Origin of the sequence: Comamonas sp. JUb58 (assembly GCF_004364775.1) — a bacterium.
In the GTDB taxonomy this organism is placed as follows: domain Bacteria; phylum Pseudomonadota; class Gammaproteobacteria; order Burkholderiales; family Burkholderiaceae_C; genus Comamonas.
In genome coordinates, this window is the sequence record NZ_SOAL01000017.1 from 39,192 (window position 1) to 55,554 (window position 16,363).

The 16,363-nt window shown below is 62.1% G+C and carries 19 protein-coding genes and 1 tRNA gene; 7 read left to right on the top strand and 13 right to left on the bottom strand.

What is annotated here, in order from left to right:
• The first annotated feature begins 62 nt into the window (after window positions 1-62).
• Window positions 63-1,475, top strand: coding sequence for a 30S ribosomal protein S12 methylthiotransferase RimO (gene rimO, locus EDF71_RS17950; RefSeq protein ID WP_133857931.1), 1,413 nt, complete (start codon window positions 63-65; stop codon window positions 1,473-1,475).
• 84 nt (window positions 1,476-1,559) lie between these two features.
• On the opposite strand, the gene EDF71_RS17955 is transcribed toward rimO, so the two are convergent.
• From EDF71_RS17955 to earP, 5 genes are all read right to left on the bottom strand, one after another.
• Complete coding sequence (locus tag EDF71_RS17955; RefSeq protein WP_133857932.1) at window positions 1,560-2,372, bottom strand: PPK2 family polyphosphate kinase; 813 nt, start codon at window positions 2,370-2,372, stop codon at window positions 1,560-1,562.
• Window positions 2,373-2,508: 136 nt separating this feature from the next.
• On the bottom strand, window positions 2,509-3,897 hold the full coding sequence (locus EDF71_RS17960; RefSeq protein ID WP_133857933.1) for an MATE family efflux transporter: 1,389 nt from the start codon (window positions 3,895-3,897) through the stop codon (window positions 2,509-2,511).
• A gap of 35 nt (window positions 3,898-3,932) precedes the next feature.
• A complete protein-coding gene (locus tag EDF71_RS17965; RefSeq protein ID WP_133857934.1) occupies window positions 3,933-4,574 on the bottom strand; it encodes a DUF2239 family protein in 642 nt (213 codons plus the stop codon).
• A gap of 220 nt (window positions 4,575-4,794) precedes the next feature.
• A complete protein-coding gene (gene efp / locus EDF71_RS17970; protein ID WP_021026959.1) occupies window positions 4,795-5,349 on the bottom strand; it encodes an elongation factor P in 555 nt (184 codons plus the stop codon).
• 165 nt (window positions 5,350-5,514) lie between these two features.
• Entirely contained in the window at window positions 5,515-6,624 is a 1,110-nt protein-coding gene (gene earP / locus EDF71_RS17975; RefSeq protein WP_133857935.1) for an elongation factor P maturation arginine rhamnosyltransferase EarP, read from the bottom strand.
• A gap of 256 nt (window positions 6,625-6,880) precedes the next feature.
• Between earP and EDF71_RS17980 the strand changes: the two genes are divergently transcribed.
• The 6 genes from EDF71_RS17980 to EDF71_RS18005 all read left to right on the top strand — a co-directional run bounded on the left by EDF71_RS17980 (window position 6,881) and on the right by EDF71_RS18005 (window position 12,775).
• Window positions 6,881-8,095, top strand: a complete 1,215-nt coding sequence (locus EDF71_RS17980) for a CaiB/BaiF CoA-transferase family protein (RefSeq protein ID WP_208301082.1) — start codon at window positions 6,881-6,883, stop codon at window positions 8,093-8,095.
• 61 nt (window positions 8,096-8,156) lie between these two features.
• Window positions 8,157-10,142 (top strand): excinuclease ABC subunit UvrC, encoded by a 1,986-nt coding sequence (gene uvrC / locus EDF71_RS17985; RefSeq protein ID WP_133857937.1) that lies wholly within the window; start codon window positions 8,157-8,159, stop codon window positions 10,140-10,142.
• 107 nt (window positions 10,143-10,249) lie between these two features.
• On the top strand, window positions 10,250-10,816 hold the full coding sequence (pgsA, locus tag EDF71_RS17990; RefSeq protein ID WP_021026955.1) for a CDP-diacylglycerol--glycerol-3-phosphate 3-phosphatidyltransferase: 567 nt from the start codon (window positions 10,250-10,252) through the stop codon (window positions 10,814-10,816).
• A gap of 306 nt (window positions 10,817-11,122) precedes the next feature.
• Window positions 11,123-11,395, top strand: a complete 273-nt coding sequence (locus EDF71_RS17995; protein ID WP_021026954.1) for an HU family DNA-binding protein — start codon at window positions 11,123-11,125, stop codon at window positions 11,393-11,395.
• A gap of 16 nt (window positions 11,396-11,411) precedes the next feature.
• Window positions 11,412-11,487 (top strand) — tRNA-Val (locus EDF71_RS18000).
• Between the two features lie 172 nt (window positions 11,488-11,659).
• Window positions 11,660-12,775, top strand: a complete 1,116-nt coding sequence (locus tag EDF71_RS18005; RefSeq protein WP_133857938.1) for a site-specific integrase — start codon at window positions 11,660-11,662, stop codon at window positions 12,773-12,775.
• On the opposite strand, the gene EDF71_RS18010 is transcribed toward EDF71_RS18005, so the two are convergent.
• The 8 genes from EDF71_RS18010 to EDF71_RS18045 form a co-directional block, all read right to left on the bottom strand.
• Window positions 12,722-12,985, bottom strand: a complete 264-nt coding sequence (locus EDF71_RS18010; protein WP_133857939.1) for a helix-turn-helix domain-containing protein — start codon at window positions 12,983-12,985, stop codon at window positions 12,722-12,724. The genes EDF71_RS18005 and EDF71_RS18010 overlap by 54 nt on opposite strands.
• Before the next feature lie 66 nt (window positions 12,986-13,051).
• Entirely contained in the window at window positions 13,052-13,252 is a 201-nt protein-coding gene (locus tag EDF71_RS18015) for a hypothetical protein (RefSeq protein ID WP_133857940.1), read from the bottom strand.
• Window positions 13,253-13,301: 49 nt separating this feature from the next.
• A complete protein-coding gene (locus EDF71_RS18020; protein ID WP_133857941.1) occupies window positions 13,302-13,679 on the bottom strand; it encodes a hypothetical protein in 378 nt (125 codons plus the stop codon).
• Entirely contained in the window at window positions 13,666-14,112 is a 447-nt protein-coding gene (locus tag EDF71_RS18025) for a hypothetical protein (protein ID WP_133857942.1), read from the bottom strand. Before EDF71_RS18025 ends, EDF71_RS18020 begins: the two co-directional genes overlap by 14 nt.
• Complete coding sequence (locus EDF71_RS18030) at window positions 14,109-14,474, bottom strand: hypothetical protein (RefSeq protein ID WP_133857943.1); 366 nt, start codon at window positions 14,472-14,474, stop codon at window positions 14,109-14,111. Before EDF71_RS18030 ends, EDF71_RS18025 begins: the two co-directional genes overlap by 4 nt.
• The gene (locus EDF71_RS18035) at window positions 14,471-15,112 is read right to left on the bottom strand and encodes a hypothetical protein (protein ID WP_133857944.1); all 642 of its coding nucleotides are present in this window, start codon (window positions 15,110-15,112) and stop codon (window positions 14,471-14,473) included. Before EDF71_RS18035 ends, EDF71_RS18030 begins: the two co-directional genes overlap by 4 nt.
• Complete coding sequence (locus EDF71_RS18040) at window positions 15,109-15,852, bottom strand: hypothetical protein (protein WP_133857945.1); 744 nt, start codon at window positions 15,850-15,852, stop codon at window positions 15,109-15,111. The genes EDF71_RS18035 and EDF71_RS18040 overlap by 4 nt, the downstream gene beginning before the upstream one ends.
• 2 nt (window positions 15,853-15,854) lie before the next feature.
• Window positions 15,855-16,229 (bottom strand): hypothetical protein, encoded by a 375-nt coding sequence (locus EDF71_RS18045; protein ID WP_133857946.1) that lies wholly within the window; start codon window positions 16,227-16,229, stop codon window positions 15,855-15,857.
• Between the last annotated feature and the right edge of the window lie 134 nt (window positions 16,230-16,363).

Consider the following 16,363-nt stretch of genomic DNA (forward strand, 5'->3'; position numbering starts at 1 on the left):
CTGTCAGGGCGCCTGCTTTAAAATACCGCCCAGATTAGTTGCCAGGTTCCCCTGCAAGAAAAATGAATACCGATACCCACGCTGCCACTGCGACGCTCGACGCCAACCGAACCCCCAAGGTGGGGTTCGTCAGTTTGGGCTGCCCCAAAGCCCTTACCGACAGCGAGCTGATCCTGACGCAGTTGAGCGCCGAGGGGTACCAGACCTCCAAGACTTTTGAAGGTGCCGATCTGGTGATCGTCAACACCTGCGGCTTTATTGACGATGCCGTGCGCGAAAGCCTGGACACGATTGGCGAGGCCTTGGCCGAGAACGGCAAGGTGATCGTGACCGGTTGCCTGGGTGCCAAGACGGGTGCCGACGGCGGCAATATGGTCAAGCAGATGCACCCCAGCGTGCTGGCGGTGACGGGCCCCCACGCCACGCAAGAGGTGATGGACGCGGTCCACACCAACCTGCCCAAGCCGCATGACCCCTTCATCGACCTGGTGCCTGGCAGCTTTGGCGAGGCGGGCATCAAGCTCACGCCCAAGCACTATGCCTATTTGAAGATTTCCGAAGGCTGCAACCACCGCTGCACCTTCTGCATCATCCCCTCGATGCGCGGTGACCTGGTCAGCCGCCCGATTGGTGATGTGCTCAAGGAAGCCAAGGCGCTGTTTGCCGGCGGCGTCAAGGAGCTGCTGGTGATCAGCCAGGACACCTCCGCCTATGGCGTGGATGTGAAATACCGCACCGGTTTCTGGGACGGCAAGCCGGTGAAGACGCGCATGCTGGAGCTGGTGGAAGCGCTGGGCGAGCTGGCCAAGCCGCACGGCGCCTGGGTGCGCCTGCACTATGTCTACCCCTACCCGACGGTGGATGCGATTTTGCCGCTGATGGCCCAAGGCCTGGTGCTGCCTTACCTGGATGTGCCCTTGCAGCACAGCCACCCCGATGTGCTCAAGCGCATGAAGCGACCGGCCAGCGGCGAGCGCAATCTGGAGCGCATCCGCGAATGGCGTGCGATCTGCCCCGAGTTGGTGATCCGTTCGACCTTTATTGCCGGTTTCCCTGGCGAGACCGAAGAAGAGTTCGAGCACCTGCTGGACTTTATCCGCGAGGCCGAGATTGATCGCGCAGGCTGCTTTGCCTATAGCCCCGTGGAAGGCGCTACCGCCAATGAGCTGCCCGGCATGCTGCCACCCGAAGTGCGCGAGGCGCGCCGTGCCCGCTTTATGGAAGTGGCCGAAGAGGTCTCCGCCAAGCGCCTGGAGCGCCGTGTGGGCCAGACCATGCAGGTGCTGGTCGACAAGGCCATCGGCCTGGGCAAGAAGGGCGGCATTGCCCGTACCTATGCCGATGCGCCCGAGATCGACGGTGTCGTGCACCTGCTGCCGCCCGAGAAGCTCAGCAAGACCTACAAGGTGGGCGAGCTGATCAAGGTGCGCATTGTGCGCAGCCAGGGCCATGACCTGGTGGGCGTGCCGGTTTAAACACTGGATCGCCAATAAAGCAAAGGGGCCTTGCTGTTGCAGCAGGCCCCTTTTGCTTGGTCGTTGCGCTGTGGGTGCTTGTGCTTATTCCACCTGCAGACCCACGAGCTCCGGATAGTCCACCGGGTACTGCGGTTGCATATCCAGCAGGCAGTGGTTGAGCAGGGTATTGACCATTAGGTTGCGGTGCAGCTTGTTGTCGGCCGGCACCACATACCAGGGCGCATGGGCGGTGGATGTGGCTTCCAGCAGGTCTTCATAGGCTTGCTGGTAGGCGTCCCACTGCTTGCGCACCGTCAGGTCATCGAGGCTGAACTTCCAGCGTTTTTCCGGCACATCGATGCGCTCCTGCAGCCGCGTGCGCTGCTCGTCCTTGCTGATGTGCAGCATGCATTTGAGGACGGTGGTGCCGTTCTCGGCCAGCAGGCGCTCAAAGTCGTTGATTTGCGCATAGCGCTGCTTGGCGACCTGGCGCGTGATCCAGCCGTTGACCAGGGGCACCAGCACATCTTCGTAGTGGCTGCGGTTCCAGATGCCGATTTCGCCCTTGGCGGGCGCTACTGCGTGGCAGCGCCAGAGGTAGTCGTGCGAGAGCTCTTCCTTGCTCGGGCTTTTGAAGGTGGCCATGCGCAGGCCCTGCGGACCCGTGGTCTTGAAGACACCGCGCACGGTGCCATCCTTGCCACTGGTGTCCATGCCTTGCAGCACCAGCAGCACCGAGCGCTTGTTCTCGCCCTGCAGCGGCCGCATCAGCTGGGCCAGCTGCTTGTTGAGCATCTTCAGGTCTTTTTCCTGGGCCTTGACGGTACCGTGTGCGAATGGCGTGGCGGCCGGGTCGTAGTCTTTCAGATGGACTGCGCCCTTGACGGGCACGCGGTAGTTCTGGGGATTGGGCATAAAGGGCAAAACGGTGAAGCGGGCAAAGGGGCAAATGGGGAGCAACGGGCCATGATTTCAGCTTTTAGCGGGCTTGTCACCTGGGGCGCCAAGCCGGCAAGGGTATTCATGGCCCCGGCAAGCTATCCAGCGGGGCCTAGACCATCTTGCGGATGGGGCGCTTTTTCCAGACAGCCTGGTAGTACCAGGTCTGCAGCGCCAGGGTGATGCCGTAGGAGACGGGGAAGGCCATCCAGATGCCCACCAGACCAAAGTGGCGGCTGAACAGCCAGGCCAGCGGCAGCTCCAAGGTGGCGATCACGCCAATGGTGATGACGGTGGGGATCAGCACATCGCCACTGGCACGCATCAGCGCTGCAAGCGAGGCAAAGGCGCCAAACAGCAGGCCGCTCCACAGCACAATGCGCAGCAGCTCCACGGCCACATGCAGCACCTCCTGATCGGTGATAAAGATGGAGAGCAGGGGCCGCGCAAAAATGCTGCCCAGCAAGGCCGTGGCGCCACCGATGGCCATGTTGATCTGCATGGCGGTGCGGGCAATGGCGGGCAGGCGCTCGCTGCGGCCGGCGCCAATCGATTGGGCGGCCAGGATGGACGCGGTGATGGCGACCGAGATCAGCGGAAACTGCGCAAAGGCATTGATCTGGTTGACGGCGCCGTAGGCTGCGGTGGCATCCGAGCCAAAGCCATTGATCAGCGACAGCACGACGAGGCCGGCCAGCGAGGTGGCAATCATCAGCACACCGGTGGGGATGCCCACGCGCAGCACGGCGCGCAGCAAAGTCCAGTCCAGGCGCATGGCGCGCAGCAGCGCCCGGTTGGGTGCCAGCACACTGCGCTTGCGGCGCAGCTGTATGGCCAGCCAGACAAGGGCTACGCTAAAGCCCAGAATCATCGATACCCCGGCGCTGGCCACGCCCAGGCGCGGCAGGCCGCCCCAGCCGGAGATCAGCGCCGGCGTGCTGACCAGGCCGATGCCGGTGGACACGATCAGCGACCACATGGGCGTGAGCGTGTCGCCCACACCGCGCAGCAGCGAGGTAAACAGCAAAAAGATGAACAGCCCCGGCATGCCCAGCAGCACGATGCGCGAGTAGATGGTGGCCTGTTCCAGAATGTCGGCCGGCGTGCCCAGCATGCGCATGATGGGTTGGGTAAACAGTCCGCCAAACAGCGCCACGGCGGCGCCCATGGCCAGCCCGGTCAGCAAGGTGGTGCCGGCGATGGCGCGCACCTTGTCGGGTTGGCCCGCGCCCCAGGCCTGGCCAATCAACACCGAGGCGCCAGCCCCCAGGCCGATGACAAAGGCGATAAAGACAAACATGACCGGGAAGAAGGCCGCGACGGCAGCGAGGGCCTTGACCCCCATCATCTGGCCCAGGAACATGCTGTTGAGCGTGCCCGAGAGTGACTGCAGGATGTTGGACAGCAGCATGGGGCCCAGAAACACCATGAAGACTTGCCACAAGGGGCGCACAGGCGGGGCGGGCGGCACGGCCTGGGGTGAAGGGATGGACGAGGACATGGGAAGGTGAGAAATCGGAGGGTGCGGGTAGGTGCTCAAACCGGCCAGATGGGGCGGCTGAGCTGGTGCAGATACGCTTGTACATCGTCAGGCCAGGCCTGGGTCTGCAGCAGGAACGCCGACTGCTTGTGGGCAAACAGCGCGCGGCAGGCTTCGTCAAAACCGGGCAGATCGCCGGCCATGGCCTGCATGAACTGGTAGGTGGCCTCGGTTGCGGCGCGCTGCGAATCCTGCTGCGCATGGGCATTGCGGGCGTCGTCGATCAGGCGGCGCAAGGCGGCAGAGGCGCCACCGGGCTGGCGGTTGAGCCAGTCCCAGTGGCGGGGCAGCAAGGTCACCTCACGCGAGACCACGCCCAGCTTGGGGCGGCCTACGGCACGTGCAGTGCGGCTGTGGGGAGTTGCTTCAACGGCTGCCGCAGCTGGGGCAGCGGTTGCAGGGGCTGCATCATCCAGCAGGGCTGCAGGCTGCAGGGCCGGTGCCAGTTCCGAGCGCCAGTTCAAATCCAGGCGCAGGCCGGAGAGGTCATCAAACACCCACAAAGGCGTGAGGCTGCCGCCGGGGTGCAGTTCATCATGGTTTTGCAGGTAGCGCAGCACCGTCAGGCGGTCGGCTTGGAGCAGGCGCTGGTGGCCCTGGAAAATAGTCAGCCGGCTGGTCAATGTCTCGGTCGTCATGGCCACTTGTTCTTTCTTTGTTCTTGCTAAGCCAGTCATTTTACCGGGGCTAAAATATTTGGCTATTTTTAATGGGTAAAAATATGTATCTGGATGCGTAGAGCTGCAGATGGCCTGTTGCAGCTGGCTCCAGATCGTCTAGGGAGCGACGCAGGGGCGAAAAAAAACCTCCAGCGCGGGGCATGGAGGTTATTTTGGCGAGGGCCTGTTGGCCCAGGCATTACACGCGCTTGCGGTATTCAGCAGTGCGGGTGTCGATTTCGATCTTGTCTTCCTGGCTCACAAACAGTGGCACGGCGATTTCAAAACCGGTAGCGATCTTGGCAGGCTTGAGCACCTTGCCGGAGGTGTCGCCCTTGACGGCTGGCTCGGTCCAGGTGATTTCGCGCACGATGGTGGTGGGCAGTTCGACCGAGATGGCCTTGCCGTCATAGAATACCACTTCAGCGGTCATGCCGTCTTCGAGGTAGTTCAGGGCGTCAGCCATGTTTTCGGCTTCCACTTCGTACTGGTTGAACTCAGGGTCCATCCAGACGTACATGGGGTCTGCAAAGTAGGAGTACGTGCAGTCCTTCTTTTCCAGGATCACGTTGTCGATCTTGTCGTCGGCCTTGAACACGTTTTCCGTGCCGAAGTTGCCGATCAGGCTCTTGAGCTTCATGCGCACGGTTGCAGCGCCACGGCCGCCACGTGCGTATTCGGTCTTCAGAACGATCATCGGGTCCTTACCGAACATGATCACGTTACCAGCGCGGATTTCTTGAGCGATTTTCATAGCAATAGGTGCCTGTGTTGGGCCGCTCAAACTTCTACGGGCGGCGCGCAAGTGTCGTTGGACGGGCTGTGCTGCGCCGTAGCATGTTCCGCGGCGTTGTGCGCATCCATCAAACCCGGCTGCCTGGCGGCGCTGGGTGCGCGGATAAGCGCAAAGACTCCGATTCTAACATTTTTCGTCTACAAATGCCATCAGCTGCTCGGCAAGGCTGGGCTGGCTCTGCAGACTGTTGCGCGCCGCCTGCACGCACTGCGCCCATTGCGCCAGCACAGCGGCTGTGGTGGCAGGCCAGGCCGGGGGGCTGCCATCGGGGCCTGGGATGCCATTCCAGGCGGCATGGGCTTGGCGCAGGCTGCCCGGCGCGTCCAGCCAGTCCAGAAAGGCCTCCAGCTTGGCATGGTGGGCGTTGTCGTCCTGCGGGTAGATCTGCCAGACAAAGGGCTGGCCCGCCCACAGCGCCCGCACCAGCGAGTCTTCGCCACGCACAAAGTTGAGGTCGCAGGACCAGAGCATGTCGTCGAATTCTGGCTGGCTGCAGGGCTGCAGCAGCTGCACCTGGCGGGGCAGGGGCTGCGGCAGTTGCTGCTGCACCAGCGCCGTAGCGCGGCCGGGGGTGACCAGCCATTGCGTGGCCGTGCCAGCGCTGGCAAAAGCCTGCAAAAAAGCGGGCGGCTCATAGCAGAACAGCGAAAACACCAGGTCAGCATCTTGCAGGCCATGCCGGGCGCGCCAGGCGCTGCGGTCAAAACCTGCCTGGCGCTGGGCCAGGTCAGCCTCGCGCAGCAGGCCGCCGGTGCCGGCGCTGAAGCCGGGGTAGAAGAACCAGCGCGTAAGGCCGGCGGCGGGGCCGCTCATCAGCCGTGAAGGCAGGCGGTGGCAGCGCTCCACATAGTCTTCGGCAGACAGGTATTCCAGGTTGATCCAGACGCTGGGCCGCTGTGTTGTCGACTGCGCACGCGCCGCCAGCGCCTGCTGGAAGGCGGACGGAATCTCGCAGCCAAAGGCCTCCAGCACCACATCGGCAACGCCGCTGGCCGGCACCGCATCGGGCCAGGGCCGCACCGTTACGCCGGCTGCGCCCTGCGGCGCCATCCAGGCCAGTGCGCTGCCATCGTCCACCCACAGGCGCACCTGGCAGCCGCGCTGGGCCAGGTCGGCGGCCAGGCGCCAGCACACGCCGATGTCGCCAAAGTTGTCGATCACCTGGCAAAAGATGTCCCAGACCTGTGGCAATGGAATGGGCGTGGCGGAGGGCGGGGTGGGAGCGTTGGGCATGACGGGGCGATGATAGTGCAGTCCCGGGCGTCACTGTTGTGGGATCCTCTGCACAACTCCCTGTCGTGGTCTGAACGCGGGCTTGGGCGATCCGCTGCGTTGTCTTCCTTGTCAATAGCCCGCTATTGACTGCAAAAGACGCCTTGCGGCTCATCCCGATCCGCGCCCATTCCACTTGACGAGGGTTATGCAGAGGATCCCAGGCGCTGCCGCCTGGGCCACAATAGCCCTCAGTCGATAAATGATGGAGACAGACATGCACCCCCACACTGCAACCCCCGGGCCCATGGCTTTGCAAGGCGTCAAGGTGGTCGAGATGGGCCAGCTGATTGCCGGCCCCTTTTGCGGCAAGACCCTGGGTGAGTTTGGCGCCGAGGTCGTGAAGATCGAGGCGACGGGCGCGGGCGACCCGCTGCGCAACTGGCGCCTGCTGCAGGATGGCACCTCCGTCTGGTGGCAGGTGCAGTCGCGCAACAAGCAATCACTGGCGCTGGATTTGCGCCAAAAAGAGGCGCAGGACATTGCCCGCCAGCTGATTGCCGAGGCCGATGTGCTGGTGGAGAACTTCCGCCCCGGCACGCTGGAGGGCTGGGGCATGTCGCCCGAGGAGCTGCATGCGATCAACCCGGGCCTGGTGATGCTGCGCATCTCCGGCTACGGGCAAACCGGCCCCTACCGCGATCTGCCAGGTTTTGGCGTGATTGGCGAGGCCATGGGCGGCCTGCGCCACCTGACGGCCGAGCCCGGGCGGGTGCCCGTGCGCGTGGGTGTGTCGATTGGCGACACCTTGGCGGCGTTGCATGGCGTCATCGGCGTGATGATGGCGCTCTACCACCGCAAGGTGAATGGCGGCAGCGGCCAGGTGATCGATGTGGCCTTGCATGAGGCGGTCTTCAATGTGATGGAAAGCCTGATCCCCGAGTACAGCGCCTTCGGCACGGTGCGCGAGGCGGCGGGCAGCGCCCTGCCGGGCATTGCGCCGTCGAACGCCTATGCCTGCCAGGATGGCTGGGTGCTGGTGGCCGGCAATGGCGACAGCATCTTCAAGCGGCTGATGGACACCATTGGCCGGACGGACCTGGGCCAGGCCCCTGACCTGGCCAGCAATGCGGGCCGGGTGGCACGCATTGAAGAGATCGATGCAGCCATCAGCGCCTGGACGCAGCCGCGCGCCATTGCGCAGGTGATGGACGCCTTGGCGGCCGCACGGGTGCCGGCTGGCAAGGTGTACACCGCCAAGGACATCAGCGAAGACCCGCACTACCGGGCGCGCCAGATGATCCTGCCGCAGACCACGCGCGATGGCCACACGGTGGAGGTGCCGGGCATCGTGCCCAAGCTGTCCGTCACGCCGGGCACGATCCGCAGCAGCGCGCCCCATCTGGGCGATGACACCGATGCGGTGCTGCAGGGCCTGGGCCTGAGCGCCGCGCAGATTGCGGCGCTGCGTGAGCGCGGCATTGTGCAGTGAGCGCGCACGGCTGAAGGGCCTGTTCGCTGCGGGCCGGGCCAGGGCATAAGACAATAGCGCCATGCCCACCCACGTGCACTCTCCCGAACTTCTTGCCCAGGTGGCTGGCTTGCCAGCCATGCCCGGGGTCTACCGCTATTTCGACGCCAGCGATGCCCTGTTGTATGTGGGCAAGGCCATCAACCTCAAGCGCCGGGTATCGAGCTATTTCCAGAAGGACCATGGCGGCACGCGCATCGGTCACATGGTGGGCAAGATTGTGCGCATGGAGACCACGGTGGTGCGCTCCGAGGCCGAAGCGCTGCTGCTGGAAAATAACCTCATCAAGACCCAGCACCCGAAATACAACATTCTTTTTCGGGATGACAAGAGCTATCCCTACCTGAAGATCACGGGCATGGCCATCCACGATGGCGACATGCGCACGCCCCCCAGCCAGTGCTATCCGCGCGTTGCCTACTACCGGGGTGCGACCGACAAGCGCCAGCGCTATTTCGGACCCTACCCGAATGCCTGGGCAGTCAAAGAGACCATCCTGCTGCTGCAAAAGGTGTTCCGCCTGCGCACCTGCGAGGACAGCATCTTCAGCAACCGCACCCGGCCTTGCCTGCTGTACCAAATCAAGCGCTGCAGTGCCCCCTGCGTGGACCACATCAGCCCCGAGGACTATGCCGCCGATGTGGCCCATGCCGAAGCCATGCTGCGCGGCGAGACCGACACCCTGCTCAAGACGCTGGAGGCGCGCATGATGGCGCACTCGGACAAGCTGGAGTTTGAGCAGGCGGCCGACATCCGCAACCAGATCAAGGCGCTGGCCAGCATGCTGCACCAGCAGAGCATCGAGACCATCGACGACCGCGATGTGGACATGCTCGCGGTGCAGGTGCAGGGCGGCAAGGCCTGCGTGAACCTGGCCATGGTGCGCGGCGGCCGGCATCTGGGTGACCGCGCCTATTTTCCGGTGCATGTCGAGGACAGTGCTGCCATCGCCAGCATGGAAGAGGCCGAAGAAGCCGAGGACCAGGCGGGCGGCCAGACGCGTGTGGCCCCGCCCGCCAAGACCGTGGAGCAGCGCGTGCTGGAGGCCTTTGTGGCCCAACACTATCTGCAGGTGGCACCGCCGCCGGTGCTGGTGGTCAGCGTGGCGCTGGAGCCCGCGCTGCTGGAGGCCTTGTCCCAGCAGACCGGCACGCGCATTGCGGCGGTGTCGCAGCCGCGCGAGGAACGCCGGGTCTGGCTGGAGATGGCGCAAAAGAATGCCCAGCTGCAGCTGGCCCGCTTGCTGGCCGAAGAGGGCTCGCAGCAGGCCCGCACGCGTGCCTTGGTCGAAGCACTGGATTTGCCGCAGGACGATATCGACCAGCTGACCATCGAGTGTTTTGACATCTCGCACACATCGGGTGAGAACACCCAGGCCTCTTGCGTGGTGTTCCACCACCACAAGATGCAAAGCAGCGAATACCGGCGCTACAAGATCGAGGGCATCACCGGCGGCGACGACTATGCCGCCATGCGCCAGGTGCTGACGCGCCGCTACAGCAAGGTGGCCGAGGCCCAACGCGACGCCGGCGGTGCCGAACTGGGCAAGGGCGCTGCCCGCTTGCCCGACATCGTGCTGATCGATGGCGGCAAGGGCCAGGTCGGCGTGGCACGCGAGGTGTTTACCGAGCTGGGTCTGGACCTGTCGCGCATCGTCGGTGTCGAGAAAGGCGAGGGCCGCAAGGTGGGCTTGGAAGAACTGGTGTTCTGCGACGGGCGCGACAAGGTCTATCTGGGCCGCGACTCGGCCGCGCTGATGCTGGTGGCGCAGATCCGCGACGAGGCGCACCGCTTTGCAATCACCGGCATGCGCGCCGCGCGTGCCAAGGTGCGGGTGGGCGGCAGCCGCCTGGAAGACATCCCCGGTGTGGGCCCCAAGAAGCGCGCGCGCCTGCTGCAGCGCTTTGGTGGCGTGCGTGGGGTGGAGGAAGCCGGTGTCGATGACCTGATGACGGTGGATGGCATCTCGGCAGCCCTGGCTGAGGACATCTACAAGGCCCTGCATTGATGGGCGGCCTGTGCGGCTTGGCAACAGCTTGCACAGGCTGGCCTGCCATCGGTGCTAAACGCCATATCGTTCACTGAATTTGCACCGTAGCGTGCCACAATAGCCGCATGTTCTTCACGATCCCCACCATCATGACCTGGACGCGCATTGTCGCGATCCCGCTCATCATCGGCGTGTATTACTCGCCTCTTGATATGGCCACCAAGAACCTGTGGGCCACCGTCATGTTTGTGGTGTTCGCGTTCACCGATTGGCTCGACGGCTTTTTGGCACGCAAGCTCAACCAGACCTCGTCCTTCGGCGCCTTTCTGGATCCGGTGGCCGATAAGTTCCTGGTCTGCGCTTCACTGCTGATCCTGGTCTATCTGCAGCGTGCCGATGTGTTTGTCGCGCTTATCATCATTGGCCGCGAGATCGCCATCTCGGCCCTGCGTGAATGGATGGCGCGCATTGGCGCCAGCAAGAGTGTGGCCGTGCACATGGTGGGCAAGCTCAAGACCACCGTGCAGATGGTGGCCATCCCCTTTTTGCTCTACGACGGCAAGGTGGCTGGCATCGATACCGGTGTCTGGGGCACCTGGCTGATCTGGGGCGCAGCGGTGCTTACCGTCTGGTCGATGGTTTACTACCTGCAAAAGGCTTTGCCGGAGATCCGGGCTAGGGTTGATTCTTAGTCGACCGCCAGAGGTTTGGGCGTAGACTGCATCTCGCCTGCACAAGGAATTCAGGCTACAGGGCCCGTGATGCTTGGCTTTTGCAAGGCAAACCGGGCGCTGGTCAGCGAAAAAAAGTGATTTTTTGCCTGAGTACCCAGAAATTCCGTCTAGAATTCATCTCATTCCAGAGGCGCTGGGGTCGAGATGAAAATTTCGTGCCAGTGGTGTTGTTTTTGAATCTGTGACAGTTGTACGGCGTACAAACTGCTCATAATGGGATGAAACATACACTTCCTTAACTCTCTTGATTAATAGAGGCTGCTTGTGAATAAAACTGAACTCATTGAGCACATTGCTAACAATGCTGATATCTCCAAGGCTGCTGCGGCTCGTGCGCTGGAGTCCACCATTGACGCAGTGAAGAAAACCTTGAAAAAAGGTGGTACAGTCTCTCTGGTAGGTTTTGGTACCTTCGCTGTTGGTAAGCGCGCTGCGCGTACCGGCCGTAACCCACGTACCGGCGCTGCGATCAAGATCAAGGCAGCCAAGGTGCCTAAGTTCCGTCCAGGCAAAGCATTGAAAGATGCATTGAACTAATTTCGGTTATCAGGTGGGGTGCTTAGCTCAGTTGGTAGAGCGGCGCCCTTACAAGGCGTAGGTCGGCGGTTCGACCCCGTCAGCACCCACCAAAGAATAACCAAGAAAATCAACCCCTTAGAGTGATCTAAGGGGTTTTTTCTTTGCGTAAACACCCTCCAAAGGGTCAGCCCAGATCAGCCCATACCAGCCGATTTTGATTGCTTACCAACTTGCCTAGGCGTAGACTCGCGGCCATTAGATTGAGCAGATTGGCACACAGGTATGGCAGGAAAGAAGCAGTTTCCGAACGGGACTTGGCAGTACACATTCAAGAAAAAGGGAGTGCTGGATAAGCCGATCTATCTGACGTTCAACACGGAGGAGGAGGGCGACATCCATGCGGCCCGCCTCGATGCACTGCTGTCCCGTGGGATCGTGCCGGCCGAGCACCAGACTTCGGACCGGGTATTGAACATCGCCGAGCTTGTGCGCGAGTACGAGCGAGACGCGCACCCATCACCAAAGGACCGAGGCTGCTTCGGCACCATCCTGGAAAAACACGGTCAAATGCCGTTGACGGACATCAACGCTGCATGGGTAGATGCCTGGATTACGGAAATGAAGCGCATTGAGAAGTTGGCACCGGCGACCATCCGAGCAAAGGTAGGCGCTTTGGCCAGGTGCACCGATTGGGGCATGCGCAAAGGATTTTTGACCATGCCGGACCACGCGTTGCGCTCGCTCCCGGATGGCTATGCCCAGTACACCAGCGCAGATAGTGCCATCGCCGGGGTGAAGCGCGAAGACATTGAGCGCGACCGCCGGCTTGAGCGCGGTGAATATGAGTTGGTGATGGCCAAGATCGAAAAGGGCTTTCTTGACCGCGCGCAAAGACCCTTTGCGTTGAAGCCAAAGGTCGCCTATCGCTGCCTGTTTGTCCTGGCTGTTGAAACCGCGATGCGGCTGAGAGAAATGTTCACCTTGACTGTCGAGCAGGTGGACTTGGGAAGGAAGACGGTTTTTTTGGAGAAGACGAAGAACGGCAGCAAGCGTCAAGTGCCGTTGTCTAGTGTGGCGCGAGGGGAGCTGCAAGCGTACCTCGATGAGGTTGGAACGCTTGCACCTGGTGCGCAAATTTTCCCGTGGTGGGATGGGAGGGAGAGCAGCTTGAACGCGGTGTCTGACAAGCTGTCGAGTGAATTTACCGATATTTTTGAACAGGCCCAATGCCCTGGCCTGCGATTCCACGACTTGCGGCATGAAGCCACAAGCCGATTATTTGAGCGCACGAAACTCAACGATACGCAGATTATGAAGATCACCGGGCATAAATCGCAGCGCATGTTAATGCGCTACGCCAACTTGCGGGGCACCGACCTTGCCGATGCGCTTTGGTGAGCGGGGTTTGCGTGGCGTGCGGATCCGGTCCGCAGTCTGCGCCATGATGGCCTTTTCGGCATAGTCCAGCACATGCTTGGTCAGCAGCACATAGGCCGAGCCGACTTTGGCGGCCGGCAGCTTGCCGGCATTGATGAGGTCGCGCACTGTCTGAGGGTGAACCATCAGGATTTCCGAGGCGCCGACGATGTTGACGGTGGGTGTGGTCATGGTGATAACTTTGTCTGGAAATAACAACGCCCGCTATGAGCGGGCGTTTGCTTGGTTGGGTTTGGCCTAGTTGGTCTTGAAGTAGGCCAGCCCTGCGGCTGTTGGTTGGTGGTCGGTGCCTTGCAGCATTCCGGCACGGTGCAGGGCCTGCACTGTGCTGTGCGTGCGGTGGCTAAAGCTGTTGCGGGTCAGCCCGAGCAACAGGGGCCGGCCGCTGACGGCGTTGTGCAGCATGGTGCGCTGGGCAGGTGAGAGCTTGGGTTTCATTGTTCCCGATCAGGTAGATGTTGGGTATTTGCCGTCCTGACTCGGCGATTTATTCCCGTTCGGGAACATGCTCTGGTTGGGATGCCTCGTCAGGCGGTGAGAATTCCCATGGGCATTGCCTGGGTGGCTTATCGCCGGTGGCCCAAATGGCGGCCAGCCAGCCGGAGCAAGCTTTGTGCGATCCGTCCGCCAGCCGATCCACATGGCAGAGAAATGGCGTCTGCTCCAAGGTGGCCTTGACTGCATCGGCCATGGTCTGCATGCAACCGTTGGGCACGGTGCCGGCGCGGAATGCGCAGGATTTGCAGCGCTCGTCGGGTTCGCCCTGGGCCTCAAGCGCCTTGATGACGGGCTCCACAAGGCGCACCAGCTGGGCGCCCAGCATGCGGCCTTCAGGGCTTATGCGATGATGGTCAGAGGTTGTCATTGGTGGCGCCTATTCCCTGTTCACGCTCAACTGCTGCGATGACTTCAAGCACGTCATCCTCACTGACCCCCTCGGAGCGGCTCCAGGTACTTGCAGACCAAACCAGCTTTCGGGCGGCCTCATTGCTCATCGGCATCCGCTCGGGCACAGCCTGCCGTCCTGATAGCTGGGCCAGCTGCTCGCGCGCATCGGTGTTCAGCCGATTGGCCATGTCCAGGCGCTGGGTGAGGGCGGTTACTTGCTGCTCGGCTATCACCGCGCGATTCGCTTGTGCGATGAGTTGATCCTCAAGAGAGTCGGCGCGGGCGCGCAAACTATCGAGCATGTTGAAGTCGGGAGCTTGCCCCAGTGGTGGTTTCCAGAGCATCCCGCCCGTATGGGTATAGCCGAGGTTTTCAAGCGTGGCTATCGCCGCTTCTGTTTTGTTTGTCATGGTTGTACTTCCAATGGCCCAATGTGCGATGCCTCATAAACATAGGCCTTGCGCCCGCGCTCGCGGCCAAGGCCTGGCGCGCGTTGGGGACGTTGACCACGCTGAATCTCGTCCCATTCCAGCCACTGATGCCGGTTCATCGCACGGTATGCGCCGACTTTGGTGTGGTGGAGGCTCACCAATGCGGCTGCAGACTCGAAGATGCAATCAGTGTGGAAGAACCCCCAGAGGCACAGGTTGGATAGCGCATCGCGCGCACCTACGCTGTACGCGCGATTGAATGACTTCACCAGTGGAACGGTGCTTTCCGTGCTGACTGCAGCGCCCAGGTCTGCCGCCAAGGAAACTGCGTGTTCGATCATCGTTTCTCCTGGGCTGTAGCCATGGCGGCAATGGCTGCGTCGATTTCCGCATCCACTTCGGCCGGTGCATATTTCACGCCGCCGAACTCTTCCGGCACGCTGAGATAGAAGTTGTGCGGCGGTACGCTGATGTCGCGCAGCCATTCGTACCGCGCCGCCTTCTTGATCGTTTCCGCATCCAGCGCGTCAGCGGTCTGGGCCTTGGGTGCTGTGGTAGAAGCCAGTTTGCGGGAATCAGCGGTGTGCACCGAATCGCAAACTGTCGACGCTGCGGCCAGTACACCGCGCAGCTGGGCCTGCAGTGCCGGGATACGCTCGTCGCGCAGCTTCTGGAAGCGCAGGTACACATCGGCCGGCATGGCCTTGCCCATGTACTCCATGTGCAGCCGCTCTCTGCTGCACTCCAGCTGCACCAGCTGTTCGATCAGGTCCCAGGTGGCTGGGCCCGCTTGTGTGGCCACCGCCAGGGCGGCGTAGTCCGCGCCGGCGCGGAATGCGCTGGCCCATGCGCCGCCCACATCGGGCACGATTGCATTCGTCCTGCAGGTGGTCAGATACTCATCGAGTGCTGCTGCACCAGCAGCAGACAGGTCATTGTTAGGTTGTACCTGGGCGAGGATGGGATGTTGGCTGGTCATGTTTCTTCCCGTTCACGGGTTGCTTCTATTGCTGAATCGAGGACGGCGCGCAGGTGGTCGAGCGCCGACTCGTAGTGCTGGCCACGGCCGCCGAATGCGCCCATGGCTCGCTGGAATGTTTCGTCGTTGAAGTGCGCCGCCTCTGCAAACGCTCGCAGGCGCTGGGCGTCCTGGGCGTTGGTGTCGTGGACCTGGTCGGCTGTGTCCTGGGCAATCTCGTCTGCTGAGCGCCGCTTGTGGTGCACCGCGCCCGAGGGGCCAGCGGCCATGACTTCAAGGATTTCGGCCTCAGAAAAGAAAATGCCCGCTTCTGCGGGCACTGTGACCAGAACGGAGTCGCCCGGCGGGCCCCCCCGGTTGACGGCGTACTCTTCAATGATCGGGCTGGTGAGCTTCAGGATGGCCTTGGCCAGCGCGCGGGCCTCGGGCTGATTGCGGGCGTGTGCATGCTGGCCGACCCAGCGCGCGGCAGCGATCAACTGCAGGGCGATGCTCACCACGTCGCAGGGTGCCTTGCCGCCGTCCGGGATGGCCTGGTGCAGCAGGATGCTGCCGCTCTCCGGATAGTCGGCCAGCCAGCAGTGAATGCTTTCCACGCCTTCCGTTGGTGCGGCGCCGGTGGGCGTGAGGCTCAGGCACACACGGTCGCTCAGTTGCTTCTCTGTGCGCTCTGGTGCTATGGCATTCAGCGCATCGAGCAGCTGGTGACCGTTGAGGGTCAAAGTGGTGGGGCTGGACATGGCTATCCCCGGAGGCGGTGGACGCGAGCACCAAGGCCGCGCCAAGGATGGTTAGGGCCGGGGCCGCTAGAGAGCGCTGCCTGCTCTTTGTCTTCGGCGGTTGCCGGAGCTGGAAGCGGGCTGGAGGGGGCCGATGTTAGCTTGGGCTCAGGGTAGGGACGCTCTGTGCACCCCTCCTGGCTTTCAATGAATGGGATTGAGAGGGCGCCCTTCAGCACCTTTGCAGCTTCCACCTCAACCTTTGCGCTGTTGATGATGGTTTGCGCCGTCTCATTAACCATGCCGGCTTGTGCCAGGTCAACTGTTTTGGTTGGATCTACCAAGTTTCGCAACTGGTCGAAAAGAATATCTCGCAAGCCCTGAACGTTGTTGTTCATACGATCACCTCTTAAAGAAGTCAGTGGTTAGGTTTTGCTGCACTGCGTCTGCTTCCAATCGTGCGGTGCTTACAACGAGGGAAACACTCGTCATAACGGCGTTTTTTCTGTTCTTTGGAAATTCCCCTTGCTTC

Coding starts and splice junctions, on each gene's coding strand:
- EDF71_RS18020 (WP_133857941.1), bottom strand. CDS start 13,679: ATGACAACCTCTGACCATCATCGCATAAGCCCTGAAGGCCGCATGCTG.
- pgsA (WP_021026955.1), top strand. CDS start 10,250: ATGTTCTTCACGATCCCCACCATCATGACCTGGACGCGCATTGTCGCG.
- EDF71_RS17960 (WP_133857933.1), bottom strand. CDS start 3,897: ATGTCCTCGTCCATCCCTTCACCCCAGGCCGTGCCGCCCGCCCCGCCT.
- earP (WP_133857935.1), bottom strand. CDS start 6,624: ATGCCCAACGCTCCCACCCCGCCCTCCGCCACGCCCATTCCATTGCCA.
- EDF71_RS18025 (WP_133857942.1), bottom strand. CDS start 14,112: ATGACAAACAAAACAGAAGCGGCGATAGCCACGCTTGAAAACCTCGGC.
- EDF71_RS18045 (WP_133857946.1), bottom strand. CDS start 16,229: ATGAACAACAACGTTCAGGGCTTGCGAGATATTCTTTTCGACCAGTTG.
- rimO (WP_133857931.1), top strand. CDS start 63: ATGAATACCGATACCCACGCTGCCACTGCGACGCTCGACGCCAACCGA.
- EDF71_RS17955 (WP_133857932.1), bottom strand. CDS start 2,372: ATGCCCAATCCCCAGAACTACCGCGTGCCCGTCAAGGGCGCAGTCCAT.
- EDF71_RS18035 (WP_133857944.1), bottom strand. CDS start 15,112: ATGACCAGCCAACATCCCATCCTCGCCCAGGTACAACCTAACAATGAC.
- EDF71_RS18010 (WP_133857939.1), bottom strand. CDS start 12,985: ATGACCACACCCACCGTCAACATCGTCGGCGCCTCGGAAATCCTGATG.
- EDF71_RS17980 (WP_208301082.1), top strand. CDS start 6,881: ATGCACCCCCACACTGCAACCCCCGGGCCCATGGCTTTGCAAGGCGTC.
- EDF71_RS18005 (WP_133857938.1), top strand. CDS start 11,660: ATGGCAGGAAAGAAGCAGTTTCCGAACGGGACTTGGCAGTACACATTC.
- EDF71_RS18030 (WP_133857943.1), bottom strand. CDS start 14,474: ATGATCGAACACGCAGTTTCCTTGGCGGCAGACCTGGGCGCTGCAGTC.
- uvrC (WP_133857937.1), top strand. CDS start 8,157: ATGCCCACCCACGTGCACTCTCCCGAACTTCTTGCCCAGGTGGCTGGC.
- efp (WP_021026959.1), bottom strand. CDS start 5,349: ATGAAAATCGCTCAAGAAATCCGCGCTGGTAACGTGATCATGTTCGGT.
- EDF71_RS18040 (WP_133857945.1), bottom strand. CDS start 15,852: ATGTCCAGCCCCACCACTTTGACCCTCAACGGTCACCAGCTGCTCGAT.
- EDF71_RS18015 (WP_133857940.1), bottom strand. CDS start 13,252: ATGAAACCCAAGCTCTCACCTGCCCAGCGCACCATGCTGCACAACGCC.
- EDF71_RS17965 (WP_133857934.1), bottom strand. CDS start 4,574: ATGACGACCGAGACATTGACCAGCCGGCTGACTATTTTCCAGGGCCAC.